The organism is Paracoccus sediminis (genome assembly GCF_900188295.1).
Classification (GTDB): domain Bacteria; phylum Pseudomonadota; class Alphaproteobacteria; order Rhodobacterales; family Rhodobacteraceae; genus Paracoccus; species Paracoccus sediminis.
In genome coordinates, this window is sequence record NZ_FZNM01000005.1 from 42,708 (window position 1) to 55,734 (window position 13,027).

General features: G+C 69.6%; 9 protein-coding genes. 8 read left to right on the forward strand and 1 reads right to left on the reverse strand.

Translation table 11 applies throughout. From position 1 onward, the window contains the following. Positions 1–43: 43 nt before the first annotated feature. Complete coding sequence (locus CHB77_RS09075) at positions 44–1,039, reverse strand: GlxA family transcriptional regulator (protein ID WP_089387896.1); 996 nt, start codon at positions 1,037–1,039, stop codon at positions 44–46. Positions 1,040–1,141: 102 nt separating this feature from the next. Between CHB77_RS09075 and CHB77_RS09080 the strand changes: the two genes are divergently transcribed. From CHB77_RS09080 to CHB77_RS18635, 8 genes are all read left to right on the forward strand, one after another. Next, positions 1,142–2,395, forward strand: coding sequence for a sarcosine oxidase subunit beta family protein (locus tag CHB77_RS09080; RefSeq protein ID WP_089388042.1), 1,254 nt, complete (start codon positions 1,142–1,144; stop codon positions 2,393–2,395). A gap of 24 nt (positions 2,396–2,419) precedes the next feature. Continuing rightward, complete coding sequence (locus CHB77_RS09085) at positions 2,420–2,713, forward strand: sarcosine oxidase subunit delta (RefSeq protein WP_089387897.1); 294 nt, start codon at positions 2,420–2,422, stop codon at positions 2,711–2,713. Then, positions 2,710–5,691: a sarcosine oxidase subunit alpha gene (locus CHB77_RS09090; protein WP_089387898.1), complete on the forward strand. Its 2,982-nt coding sequence runs from the start codon at positions 2,710–2,712 to the stop codon at positions 5,689–5,691. The genes CHB77_RS09085 and CHB77_RS09090 overlap by 4 nt, the downstream gene beginning before the upstream one ends. Before the next feature lie 11 nt (positions 5,692–5,702). After that, positions 5,703–6,233: a sarcosine oxidase subunit gamma gene (locus CHB77_RS09095; RefSeq protein WP_089387899.1), complete on the forward strand. Its 531-nt coding sequence runs from the start codon at positions 5,703–5,705 to the stop codon at positions 6,231–6,233. Positions 6,234–6,280: 47 nt separating this feature from the next. Continuing rightward, complete coding sequence (locus CHB77_RS09100; protein WP_089388043.1) at positions 6,281–7,039, forward strand: class I SAM-dependent methyltransferase; 759 nt, start codon at positions 6,281–6,283, stop codon at positions 7,037–7,039. Further along, complete coding sequence (locus tag CHB77_RS09105; RefSeq protein ID WP_089387900.1) at positions 7,036–8,733, forward strand: alpha/beta hydrolase; 1,698 nt, start codon at positions 7,036–7,038, stop codon at positions 8,731–8,733. Before CHB77_RS09100 ends, CHB77_RS09105 begins: the two co-directional genes overlap by 4 nt. A gap of 113 nt (positions 8,734–8,846) precedes the next feature. Next, entirely contained in the window at positions 8,847–10,883 is a 2,037-nt protein-coding gene (locus CHB77_RS09110) for an HAD family hydrolase (RefSeq protein ID WP_089387901.1), read from the forward strand. Positions 10,884–10,885: 2 nt separating this feature from the next. Beyond that, positions 10,886–13,021 (forward strand): galactosyltransferase-related protein, encoded by a 2,136-nt coding sequence (locus CHB77_RS18635; RefSeq protein WP_242626601.1) that lies wholly within the window; start codon positions 10,886–10,888, stop codon positions 13,019–13,021. The last annotated feature ends 6 nt before the right edge of the window (positions 13,022–13,027 follow it).

Here is a 13,027-nt window from a genome sequence, read left to right on the forward strand (position 1 = left end):
CCGGAAACGGGGTGCTGGCCCGGCCCCGTCGGACGCAGCGCCGCTAGGGCGTTTCTCCTGCCCCCCTGCGCCACAGGTCCGGCGTCATCCCCATCGCGTCCCGGAACACCCGGATCAGGTGGGACGCGTCGCAGAACCCCGTTTCCGCCGCGATCTGGCTGACGGTGCGGTCGGGGCGGGCCAGCAGCATCCTGACCTGCGACAGGCGCACGCGCATGAAGGCGTCCGACGGCGACAGCGACAGGGACGCCGCGAAATGGCGTTCCAGCTTGCGGCGGCTGACGCCCAGATGCGCGGCCACGTCGGCGACGCCGGGGGGCGTGTCCAGGTTCTGTTGCAGCATCAGCAGGGCGCGGCGGACCAGGGGATCGTCCGCCGCAAGGTCCAGCGGCAGGCCGGGCTGGGGATCGTCGGCGGCCATCGCCTCGTCGATTATCATGATGTGCAGGCTTTTCTGCGCCGCCGCCCGGCCGATGTGGCGGTCGATCAGGAAAGCCGCCAGATGCGCGGAACTGGCGCCCCCCGAACAGGTCAGCCGGTCGCGGTCCACCACGAAAATCCGGTCGGACACGGGCCGCAGCCCGTCGAACTGTTCCAGGAAATCCTCGTGGTGGAACCAGCTGACGCAGCAGCGGTATCCGTCCATCAGCCCGGCACGATGCAGGATGAAGGCGCCGGTGCAGACGCCGACCAGCGGCACCCCTGCCTTGGCCGCGCGGTGCAGGAAGGCCGTATAGTCGGGGTCCAGCCTCTCGATCTCGTCGATCAGGCCGCCGACGACGACGATATAATCGAAGCGCGACGGATCGCCCAGCTTCTCGTCCGGGGTGACGGCGATGCCGCAGCTGGACTGCACGGGTTGGTTGGCGGTCGCCAGCACCCGCCAGGAACAGCGGATCGGGCGGGACCGGTCGCCTTCGTCGGCGGCCAGCCGCAGCACGTCCACGAAATTGGCAAAGGCCGACAGGGTGAACCGCCGCGCCAGCACGAAACCGACGCGCAGCCGCAGGGAATCGGTGGGGGCCGGACGGTCGCGCATGACGCAAATGTAACATTGCCCTGGCGCAGGAATCCAGTCGCCATGGTCGGGTTTCTGGCAGTTTCGCGGCAGATCGGAATCGCCCCGAAAGGTCCGCCCGCCATGACCCATTTTTCCGCCTTCTCGCTGCTGAAACAGGCGCTCAACGGCCACAAGGGCTGGCGCGAACAGTGGCCCGACAGCCAGCCCAAGGCCGAATACGACGTGGTGATCGTCGGCGCGGGCGGGCACGGGCTGGGCGCGGCATACTATCTGGCCAAGGAGCACGGCATCACCAATGTCGCGGTGATCGACAAGGGCTGGCTGGGCGGCGGCAACACCGGGCGCAACACCACCATCATCCGGTCGAACTATCTATACGACGAAAGCGCCAAGCTGTACGACCACGCGCTCGACCTGTGGGACGGCCTTTCGCAGGAACTGAACTACAACGTCATGTATTCCAAGCGCGGCGTGCTGATGCTGGCGCACAATGTCCATGACGTGCAGTCCTTCCAGCGGCATGTGAATTCGAACCGGCTGAACGGCGTGGACAACCGCTGGCTGACCAAGGAAGAAGCCAAAGCCTTCTGCCCGCCGCTGAACATTTCGCCCGATGCCCGCTATCCGGTGATGGGCGGCGCGTTGCAGATGCGGGCGGGCACGGCGCGGCATGACGCGGTGGCCTGGGGCTATGCCCGCGCGGCGGCGGCGCGGGGCGTGGACATCATCCAGAACTGCGCGGTGGGCGCCATCCGGCGCGGCCCGGACGGGGCGGTGATCGGGGTCGAGACCGCCAAGGGCTTTATCCGCGCGAAAAAGGTCGCGGTGTCGGCGGCGGGCAACACCAGCGTGGTGATGGACAGCGCCGGACTGCGGATGCCGCTGGAAAGCTTTCCGTTGCAGGCCCTGGTCAGCGAGCCGGTGAAGCCGATCTTCCCCTGCGTGGTCATGTCGAACACGGTCCACGCCTATATCAGCCAGTCCGACAAGGGCGAACTGGTGATCGGGTCTGGCACCGACCAGTACACCAGCTATAGCCAACGCGGCGGGCTGCCGCTGATCGAACATACCGTGGCCGCGATCTGCGAGGTGTTCCCGATCTTCACCCGGATGCGGATGCTGCGCAAATGGGGCGGCATCGTGGACGTGACCCCCGACCGCTCCGCCATCCTGGGCAAGACGCCGGTCAAGGGCCTGTATGTCAACTGCGGTTGGGGCACGGGCGGGTTCAAGGCCACGCCGGGGGCGGCACATCTGCTGGCCTGGACGGTCGCCAGGGACGAGCCGCACCCGCTGAACGCGCCCTTCACGCTGGAACGCTTTGCCACCGGCCGTCTGATCGACGAAGCCGCCGCCGCCGCAGTGGCCCATTAATCTGCGCGCATTGAGGACCGAACCATGCTGCTGATCCACTGCCCTTACTGCGACGACACCCTGCCCGAACTGGAATTCGCCTATGCGGGCGAGGCGCATATCGCCCGCCCGGCCGACCCCTCGGCGCTGACGGACGAGGAATGGCGCGACTTCCTGTTCATCCGCACCAACGCGCGCGGGCCGCATTACGAACGCTGGCGCCACATCGGCTGCGGGCGGTTGTTCAACGCCCTGCGCGACACGGTCAGCGACCGTTTCCTGACGACCTACAAGGCGGGCGAGGCCCGTCGTCCCCTGACCAACGAGGCCGCAGAATGAGCCGCTATCGCATCTCGGGCAAGGGCCGCGTCGATCATGCCGCGCCCGTGTCCTTCACCTTCGACGGCAAGACCTATCGCGGGCTGCGCGGCGATACGGTCGCGTCCGCCCTGCTGGCCAACGGCGTCCACCTGATGGGCCGGTCCTTCAAGTATCACCGCCCGCGCGGCGCCGTGACCGCCGGGTCCGAGGAACCGAACGCGCTGATCGGCACCTCGCGCGGGCCGGGCCGGTTCGAACCCAACACGCGGGCCACCGTTCAGGAACTGCGCGCCGGGCTTGTCACCGAAAGCCAGAACAAGTGGCCGTCGCTGTCCTTCGACCTGGGGGCGGTGAACGACCGGGCCTATATGCTGTTCTCGGCCGGGTTCTACTATAAGACCTTCATGTGGCCGAAATCCTTCTGGGACAAGGTCTATGAACCCGTGATCCGGGGCGCGGCGGGCCTGGGCAGGTCGCCCACCGAACCCGATCCCGACCATTACGCCAGCCGCTATCTGCATACCGACGTGCTGATCGTTGGCGCCGGGCCTGCGGGCATCGCCGCCGCCTTGGCCGCCGCGCAGTCGGGCGCGGACGTGACCCTGGTGGACGAGAACCCGGAGATGGGCGGATCGCTGCTGTCCGATCCGGGCGTCGCAATCGACGGCAGGCCCGCCTGGGACTGGATCGACGCGCAGCTGGGTCGCCTGCGGGCGGCAGGCGTGCGGCTGATGACGCGGACCACGGCCATCGGGTATTACCACCAGAACATGGTGGGCCTTTGCCAGCGGCTGACCGATCACCTGGACAGCCCGCCCAAGGGGGCGCCCCGCGAACGCATGTGGCGGGTGCGCGCAAGCCAGGTGGTGCTGGCGCAGGGCGCCCTGGAAAAGCCGCTGGTCTTCGACGGCAACGACCGGCCCGGCGTGATGCTGGCCGGGGCCGCGCAGACCTATCTGCACAAGTACGGCGTCCGGGTCGGCGATGCCCCCGCCGTCGTGACCAGCCATGACAGCGCCTGGTATGCGGCCTTCGACCTGGCCGACAGCGGCGCCAAGGTCGCGGCGATCATCGATACGCGCGCCACGGTGCGCCCCGACCTGCTGGACGCCGCCCGCCAACGCGGGATCGAGGTTCTGGCAGGCCATACCGTGACCACCACCACGGGCCGGTTGCGCGTGAAATCCCTCCGCGCCGCCGCCGTCCGGGGCGGCACTGTCAGCGGGGGCCGGACCATTCCCTGCGACTGCCTGCTGATGTGCGGCGGCTGGACACCCTCGCTGCACCTGTTTTCCCACACGAAGGGTTCGCTGGCCTGGGACGCGGACGGCGGCACCTTCCTGCCCGACCGCAAGACCGAAGCGGTCGAGATCGCGGGCGCCGGACGCGGGCTGTGGGGTTACGACCCGGTGCTGGCCGATGGCGCGGCGGCAGGCCTACGGGCCTTGCAGGGCCTGGGCCGCGCCGGACATCCGGCCGCGTTCCGGGTGGCGAACGACCGTCCCGGCACGGGCACCAGCCACACCGAACTGCCGACCGACGGCAATCCCGGCAAGGCGCGCGCTTTTGTCGATTTCCAGAACGACGTGACCGCCAAGGACATCCGCCTGGCCGTGCGCGAGGGGATGCGGTCGATCGAACATGTCAAGCGGTACACGACGAACGGCATGGCGACCGACCAGGGCAAGATGTCGAACATCAACGGGCTGATGATCGCCGCCGACGCGCTTGGGAAACAGCCGCCGCAGGTCGGCCTGACCACCTTTCGCCCGCCCTACACGCCGACCAGCTTCGGCGCCTTCTGCGGATACCTGCGGGGCGAGACGTTCCAGCTGACCCGCAAGACGCCCATCGACCCTTGGGCCGAGGCCAATGGCGCGGTGTTCGAACCCGTCGCCCAATGGCGCCGCGCCTGGTATTTCCCCAAAGCGGGCGAGGACATGCACACCGCCGTGCTGCGCGAATGCAAGGCCACGCGGGCGTCCCTGGGGATCTTCGACGCCTCGACCCTGGGCAAGATCGAGGTCGCGGGGCCGGATGCGGTCGAATTCATGAACCGCATGTACACCAACCCCTGGACCAAGCTGCAACCGGGCCGCTGCCGTTATGGCCTGCTGCTGGGAGAGGATGGATTCATCCGCGACGACGGCGTGATCGGGCGGCTGTCCCCCGACCTGTTCCACGTCACCACCACCACCGGCGGCGCGGCGCGCGTGCTGACCATGATGGAGGATTACCTGCAAACCGAATGGCCGGATCTGGATGTCTGGCTGACCTCTACCACGGAACAGTGGGCGACGGTCGCGCTGAACGGGCCGAACGTGCTGGCGATGCTGAAACCGCTGGTCCAAGACGTGGACTGGGACGATTTCCCGCACATGTCCTGCGCCGAATGCACGGTCGCGGGCCTGCCCGCGCGCCTGTTCCGCCTGTCCTTTACCGGCGAGATCGGATTCGAGGTCAACGTCCCCGCGCGCCACGGCCTGACGCTGTGGGAAACGCTGATGGAGGCCGGCAAGCCCTTTGACATCTGCCCCTATGGCACGGAAACCATGCACGTCCTGCGCGCCGAAAAGGGCTACATCATCGTGGGCCAGGACACCGACGGCACCGTCACCCCGCAGGACGCGGGCCTGGACTGGGCCATCGGCAAGGCCAAGAAGGACTTCGTCGGCAAGCGGTCGCTGTCGCGCCCCGACATCGTGGCGAAAGGCCGCAAGCAGCTGGTCGGCCTGCTGACCGAGGATGGCAGCCTGTTGCAGGAAGGCGCGCAGATCGTGCTGGACCCGGACCAGCCCAAGCCCATGCGGATGGTGGGCCACGTCACCTCGTCCTATCCGTCCACGATGGGCCATCCCATCGCCATGGCGGTGATCGAGGGGGGCTTCGACCGGATGGGCGAGACGGTGTTCATCCCGATGCCGGACGGGGTGCGCCGCGCGCGCATCACCTCGACCGTGTTCTACGACCCCGACAACGCGCGGCTGAAGGCATAAGGAGAGACGCGATGACCTATGAAAAGCATCAGTTCCACAGCGCCCCCGTCCTGATCGAGGATCTGGCCCCCGTCCTGCGCCTGTCCCTGCGGGTGAAACCCGCGCATCGCGATACGCTGGCCCGCGTCCTGGGCCTGGATCTGCCGGTTCGCGTGGGCGCCCGCAGCGCCGCGGCGGGAACCGAGGCGCTGTGCCTTGGTCCCGACGAATGGCTGCTGACCGCGCCCGAAGGCACCGATCTGACCACCCCAGCCCGCGCGGTCCATGCGGATGCGCCCCACAGCCTGGTGGACATCAGCGACCGCGAAATCACCCTGCGCCTGACCGGCCCCGCCGTGCTGGACCTGCTTTCCGCCTGCTGCCCGCGCAATGTCGCGGCCATGCCCGTGGGCGCTGCGGCCCGCACGGTCTTCGACAGCGCCACCGTGATCCTGTGGCGCGACGGCATCGACAGCTTCCGCATGGATGTCTGGCGCAGCTTCGCCCCGCATGTCCGGTCGCTGCTGGCGCAGGTGCAGGGGGAAATCGCCGCCGGCCTGTGACCGGGGGCGGGCTTGGCGGCGGATGCGGGCCGGGCTATCGTGCGGCCATGACAGCGACGCCCGCGCAAACCAACTGGTTCGACCGGGGCGGGGGCCGCTATGCGGCATTCCGCCCGAACTACCCGCCCAAACTGGCCGCCCATCTGGCGGGGCTGGCGCCGGGGCACGGGCTGGCGGTGGACGTGGGATGCGGCACCGGGCAGTTGACCGTCCAACTTGCCGGTCATTTCGACGGGGTGATCGGCTTCGATCCCAGCCCGGCGCAGCTGGACCACGCTGCCCCTCATCCCCGCGTCACCTATCGCCCCGCCTCGGCCGAGGCCCTGCCCCTGCCCGATGCCCGCACCGACCTGATCGCCGCGGCGCAGGCCGCCCACTGGTTCGACCTGCCCGCCTTCTATGCCGAGGTTCGCCGCGTCGCCCGGCCCGGCGCGATCGTCGCCCTGGCCAGCTATGGCGCGCCGCGGCTGGACGACGCGGCGCTGAGCGATCGTTTCGACCGTTTCTACCATGACGGGATCGGTCCCTTCTGGCCCCCCGAACGTCGGCTGGTGGACAGCGGCTATGCCGACCTGGATTTTCCCTTTGACGAACTGCCCGCCCCGGCCCTGGCGATCCGCCGCGACTGGCCGCTGGACACCTTCCTGGGCTATCTGTCCACCTGGTCCGCCATCCGTCAGGCACAAGATGCCGGGCAAGGCGACCTGTTGACCGATTTCGCCGACGACCTGTCCCGGTTGTGGGGCGCCGCAGACCGGTCCCGGCGCGTCGTCTGGCCCGTCGCGATGCGGATCGGCCGCCCATGACCGATCCCGGCGGCCCAAGACCCTGGTGGCGCCGCCTGGTCCACTTCCTGGACGACAACGTGACCGGCGTCGGGCTGGTGCTAGGGGCGCTGTTCATGGCGGCGTCGCTGACCCCCAGCCTGATCCCCCGCAGCGAGATCGTGCAGGGCGTCCTGGCCGGGGTCTGCTTTGCAGCCGGTTACGGCGTGGCGATGCTGGGCCGCTGGATCTGGATGACGCTGGATCTGCCGATGCTGCGCGGGCCGCTGGCGCGGCGGGTGCTGCTGGCCCTGGCCCTGGTGGCGGCGCTGATCGTCGGCTGGTTCCTGTCGCAGGCGACGGCATGGCAGAATTCGATCCGGGCGCCGATGGGCATGGACCTGGCGCCGCCCCGGCTGCCGCTGATGATCGGCACCCTGGCCTTTCTCGTGGCGGCCCTGCTGCTGACGCTGGGCAAGCTGATCGCGCTGTTCGTGCGCCGCCTGACGCGCCGGATCGAACGCGTGGTGCCGCGACGGGCGGCGCATCTGCTGGGCCTGGTGATCGGGGCAATCCTGCTGTGGTCGCTGGCCAACGGCGTGCTGTTCAGCGGATTCATCCGCACGGCCGACACGTCGGCCCGCGCGCTCGATGCCGCGATCCCCCCCGACAGCCTGCCCCCCGCGGACCCCCTGCGCACCGGCAGTCCCGCATCGCTGGTGTCCTGGGAGGATCTGGGCCGCGAGGGACGCAACCATATCGCCACAACCCCCACCGCCGACGCCATCGCGGCGGTGACGGGCGGCCCGGCGATGCAGCCCCTGCGCGCCTATGTCGGGCTGAACGCCGCCGACACGGCGGAACAACGCGCGGCTCTGGCCGTGGCGGAACTGGACCGCATCGGCGGGTTCGGCCGGTCCATTCTGGTGGTCGCCATGCCCACCGGCACCGGCTGGCTGGATCCGGCTGCGATGACGACGCTGGAATACCTGCATCGCGGCGACGTGGCGACGGTCGCGCTGCAATATTCCTACCTGCAAAGCTGGATCTCGCTGCTGGTCGAACCCGACTATTCGGCCGAGGCCGGGCGCGCCCTGTTCAGTGCCGTCTATCGCCACTGGCTGACCCTGCCCGAGGATGCCCGTCCCGATCTTTACCTCTATGGTCTCAGCCTGGGGGCATACAGTTCCCAGCAATCCCTGCGCCTATCCGAGATGATCGACCAGCCCTTCGCGGGGGCGCTGTGGGTCGGGCCGCCGTTTGTCAGCCCCTTGTGGCAAACGCTGACGCGGGAACGCGATCCGGCCTCGCCCGAATGGCTGCCCCGCATGGACCGGGGACAGACGGTGCGGTTCACCAATGGCGACCAGGGCCTGTCGCCCGACGACATGTGGGGCGGGATCCGCATCGTCTATCTGCAATACGCCAGCGATCCCATCGTGTTCTTCGATACCGGGGCGGTCTGGCGCCGCCCGGACTGGATGAACCCGCCCCGCGGGCCGGACATATCGCCCGCGCTTCGCTGGTATCCGATCATCAGCTTTCTGCAACTGGCCTTCGACATGGCGGTATCGCTGCATGTGCCGATGGGTCACGGGCATCTGTACGCCTATGACGACCACATCGCCCCTTGGATGGCGGTGACGCAGCCGCCGGGCTGGGACGCGGCGGGGCTGGCTCGGCTGCGGGCGCATTTCCGCGCCGTTCAGGCCGCCGAGGCGGGCCAAGCGGATTAACCTTCCGCAACTTTCCCGCCGGGCAGGAACCCGCCCCGGACGATCACGTTGGTGTGGCGCGGGGACGGGCGCCACGGCCTCCCCCCTGCCCCAGCGTTCCAGACGAGGTTTCGATGTATGTGATGCACATCGCCCTCGGCGGTTGCATCAGCCAGCCGCCGATCCGCTATGGGCTGACCCAGGACACGGGCGGCCATATCGCCTATGTGCTGGGCGCGGCGCAGGCGCAGGCCCGCCGGCCCGAGGTGCGGCGCGTCGATATCCTGACCCGTCTGTTCGACGACCCGGCGCTTGGCCCCGATCATGCGGTCCCTGTTCAGCAGATCGGTCCCAGACTGCGCATCCTGCGGCTGAAGGGACCGTCCGCCGCCTATCGGACCAAAGAGGCGCTCGAGGCCGAGCTGCCCGCGCTGACGGGCGCCTTTCTGGATATGCTGTCCCGTTCGCCGTGCAGGCCCGACATTCTGCACTGCCATTTCGCCGATGCCGCCGAACTGGGCGCCGCCGCCCGCGCGCGCTTCGGCATTCCGATGGTCTATACCCCCCATTCGCTGGCCATCGACAAGCGGGGCTGCGTCGGGGGCGATTGCAGCGACCGCATCCGCCGCGAACGGGCCGCGATCATCGGCGCCGATGCCATCATAGCCTCGTCGCGCGACGAGGCCGAACGCCAGATCGCCGCCTATGACCCCGGCAGCGCGGGGCGCGTCTGGCGGATCAATCCCGGTATCAGCCTGCCGGCCGCCGCTGATGACGGACAGGCCCGGCGGCGGCTGGCGGACGGCCTGGATCGTCCGGACCTGCCCTTTCTGCTGGCCATCGCCCGGCCGGTCGAAAAGAAGAACCTGGCCGGGCTGATGCGGGCCTATCGCGACTGCCCCGACTTGCAGGACGCGGCCAATCTGGTGATCGTCGCAGGTCAGGACGGATCCGAACCCGAACAGCGCGCCGTCCGCGCCGAACTGGCCGCACTGGCCCGCGGCCTGCCGGGCCGGGTGCTGCTGCCCGCCCGCCACGACACGACCCTGGTGCCGCAGCTTTACCGCCTGGCCGCTGCGCAGGGCGGGGTGTTCGTCAACCCGGCCCTGCATGAACCCTTTGGGCTGACCCTGATCGAGGCCGCGCGCTTTGGCCTGCCGGTCGTCGCCACACGAAACGGCGGGCCGGTCGATATTCTGGGAACCATCGGCCATGGGCGGCTGGCCGATCCGCTGTCGGGTCCGCAGCTTGCCGATGCCTGTCTCGGCATCCTGCGGGACCGGGGCGAATGGCGCCGCCTGTCCCGGAACGCCCTGGCCAACCACCGTCAATTCGACTGGGATGCCTGGGCCGACCGCCTGTCGCTGATCGCCCGCCGCCTGACGCGCAAGACCGCGCCCCTGCGGCCGGCTTCCCTGCCCCGGACGGTGCTGGCCTTCGACATCGACGGCACGCTGACGGGCTGCCCCCGGTCCGCCGCCGCCTTTGCCCGCTGGATGGGCGGCGCCCCACGCCGCCGGCAGCATGCGGTGATCGCCACCGGCCGGTCCCTGCCCGAGGCGCGGCGCATCCTGGCCGATTGGGCGCTGCCCGAAACCCCGGTAATCATCACCTCGGTCGGGTCCGAGATCTGGCGGGCCGACCGGCGCGGGTCGCTGGCCTTGTGCGGCGATTACGCCGACTGGATCGGACAGGATTGGCAGCCTGATGCCATTCGCGGCCTGCTGGCCGACATGCCGGTGGCATGGCAGGCCCCCTGCGATCAGCGCCGCTGGAAGATCAGCCTGTCCGGGACGGAATCGCAGGCGTTGGACATCCGGGACGCGTTGGCCAGGGCGGGGCTGGCGGCGCGGGTGGTCCCCTCGCACGGGCGATTCATCGACATCCTGCCGCAGCGGGCGGGCAAGGCCGGCGCCCTGTCGTTCGAGGCCGCGCGGCTGGGTCTGGGTCTGACCGATTGCATCGCCGCGGGCGACAGCGGCAACGACGCCTGCATGCTGGCCGCCGCGGGCCGGGCCATCGTCGTGGGCAACGCCCTGGCCGAACTGCGCCTGGCCGACCGGCCCGACCTGTATCGCGCCAGCGCCCGTCATGCGGCGGGAGTGATCGAGGGGCTGGAGCATTTCGGCCTGACCGACCGGCCCGCCGCCCGCGCCATCCCGGCGGAATGACCATGCGGCCCCTTGGATATTTCGTGCATCACCAGGGACGCGGCCATGCGGAACGCTGCGCCGCCATCGTCAACGCCCTGCCGTCCGCGCGCCCGGTCACGATCTTCTGCGCGCGCGACGACATCTTTCCCGCGCTTCGTCCCAACGTCCGCATCTGCCGCATTCCGTCGCTGTTCGAACGGCGCGGCGACGAAGGCGGCGCCATGGACCACATCCCGACCCCCGACACGATGCATTGCGCGCCCCTGGGCTGGCCCGGCATCCGCAAGGCCATGGCGGTGATGGCCGACTGGTTCGACCGGGCCGATCCGGCGCTGATGATCTGCGACGTGTCGGCCGAGGTGGCGCACCTGGCCCGGCTGTGTTCCGTTCCTCATGTCAAGGTGCTGCAACATGGCGACCGCAGCGATCCGGGCCATATGGCCGCCTACCGCGGCGCGGCGGGGCTGATCGCGCCCTTCGCGCCGGAACTGGCGCAGGACGATTGGCCCGCCTGGATGATGGGCACGATCCATTGGGCGCCCGGCATCGGCATCGACGCCGCGATGCCCGACCGCGCCACGGCCCGCACGACGCTGGGCCTGAACCCAACGGACCGAATCGTTCTGGTGGTGTCCGGCGCGGGCGGCAGCGGCTTTGCCCAAGCCCCGCTTGGGGTGGCCGCGCGCACGTTCCCCGACACGCGGTTCGTCACCATTGGCGACGTTCAACGCGACTGGCACGCGACCGAACCCGCGAACCTGGCCCATCTGGGCTGGGTGGACAATGCCGCCGACCACATCGCGGCGGCCGACATCGTGATCGCGTCCACCGGCAACACCACCTGCCAGCAGATCCTGACGGCGGGCAAGCCCTGGCTGGCGGTGCCGGAATGGCGGTATTTCGACGAACAGGTCGCCAAGGCCGCCTGCCTGGATCGCGCGGGCGCCGCCGTGACGCGCCCGCATCTGCCGTCATCCGCCCACGCCTGGACCGCCGCCCTGGCCGAGGCGACGGCCCGCCACGATCCCGCCGCCCAGGCCGCACTGATCCGGCCCCATGCCGACCGCCGGACGGCGGACTGGCTGGAAGGGCTGATCGCCCGCCTGTGGCCCGACGATGCAGCAACCGCCCCCGCCCCGGAACCCGCCATGCCTGATCCGTCCTTCCGCACCGTATCCGCCCTGACCATCGCCCGCGGCCGGGCCGATCACCTGAGAAACGTGATCCGGGGCCTGGCCCGGCAGACGCAGCCGCCCGTGGACCTGATCGTGGGGGTGATGCAGCCCGAACCCTATGCCGACCTGTCCGACGCGCCCTTTCCCGTCCGCCAGATCCTGGTGCCCGGCGACGACCTGCCCTTGGCCCGCGCCCGCAACGCCGTGGCCCGCGCGGCCCTGGGCGAGGTTCTGGCCTTCATCGACGTGGACTGCATCCCCGCCCCCACGCTGATCGCCGATTACGCGCGCATCTGCGCCCCCGGCGCGGGCCTGATGATGGGAGAAGTCCTGTATCTTCCCGGCGGCGCGACCGACGGGGGCATCGACTTCGACCGCTTCGCCTCCATCGCCGTCAAGCATTCCGACCGCGCCGGCCCGCCCGCGCGGCCGGTGGAACGCTGCAACGACTATCGCTGCTTCTGGTCGCTGAACTTTGCCATTCCTGCCGGGGATTTCGCCCGGTCCGGGGGCTTTGACGAACGCTATGCCGGCTATGGGGGCGAGGATACGGATTTCGGGCGCACGCTGGACGCGCAGCTGATCCCGATCAACTGGTGCCAGGGCGCGCGGGTCTATCACCAGTATCACCCGCATTTCATGCCGCCCGTCCACCATGTCGAATCCGTGGTCCGCAACGCCGAACTGTTCCGCCGGAAATGGGGCCACCGCACCATGGAGCATTGGCTGTACTGCTTCGGCCTGATGGGCCTGATCGAGAACACCCCCACCGGTCTGCGGATCCTGGGGGAACCGACCGACGATCATCTGGCGCTGTGCCGCCAGCAGTCGGACCAGCCCTATGCCAACACCCGCCGCGTGATCGACCTGTTGAACGCGCAGGCGGCGGGCGGTGTGGCCAACGACGCGGCAACCCCCGTCGAACGCCGCCGCGCCACCGATCTGGCGCAACGGGCGATGCTTCTGCCCGCCGCCGAGTGACCGGGG

Bases quoted from the DNA above. Each gene is read 5' to 3' on its own strand.
- CHB77_RS09075 (WP_089387896.1), bottom strand. From the start codon at position 1,039: ATGCGCGACCGTCCGGCCCCCACCGATTCCCTGCGGCTGCGCGTCGGT.
- CHB77_RS09080 (WP_089388042.1), top strand. From the start codon at position 1,142: ATGACCCATTTTTCCGCCTTCTCGCTGCTGAAACAGGCGCTCAACGGC.
- CHB77_RS09085 (WP_089387897.1), top strand. From the start codon at position 2,420: ATGCTGCTGATCCACTGCCCTTACTGCGACGACACCCTGCCCGAACTG.
- CHB77_RS09090 (WP_089387898.1), top strand. From the start codon at position 2,710: ATGAGCCGCTATCGCATCTCGGGCAAGGGCCGCGTCGATCATGCCGCG.
- CHB77_RS09095 (WP_089387899.1), top strand. From the start codon at position 5,703: ATGACCTATGAAAAGCATCAGTTCCACAGCGCCCCCGTCCTGATCGAG.
- CHB77_RS09100 (WP_089388043.1), top strand. From the start codon at position 6,281: ATGACAGCGACGCCCGCGCAAACCAACTGGTTCGACCGGGGCGGGGGC.
- CHB77_RS09105 (WP_089387900.1), top strand. From the start codon at position 7,036: ATGACCGATCCCGGCGGCCCAAGACCCTGGTGGCGCCGCCTGGTCCAC.
- CHB77_RS09110 (WP_089387901.1), top strand. From the start codon at position 8,847: ATGTATGTGATGCACATCGCCCTCGGCGGTTGCATCAGCCAGCCGCCG.
- CHB77_RS18635 (WP_242626601.1), top strand. From the start codon at position 10,886: ATGCGGCCCCTTGGATATTTCGTGCATCACCAGGGACGCGGCCATGCG.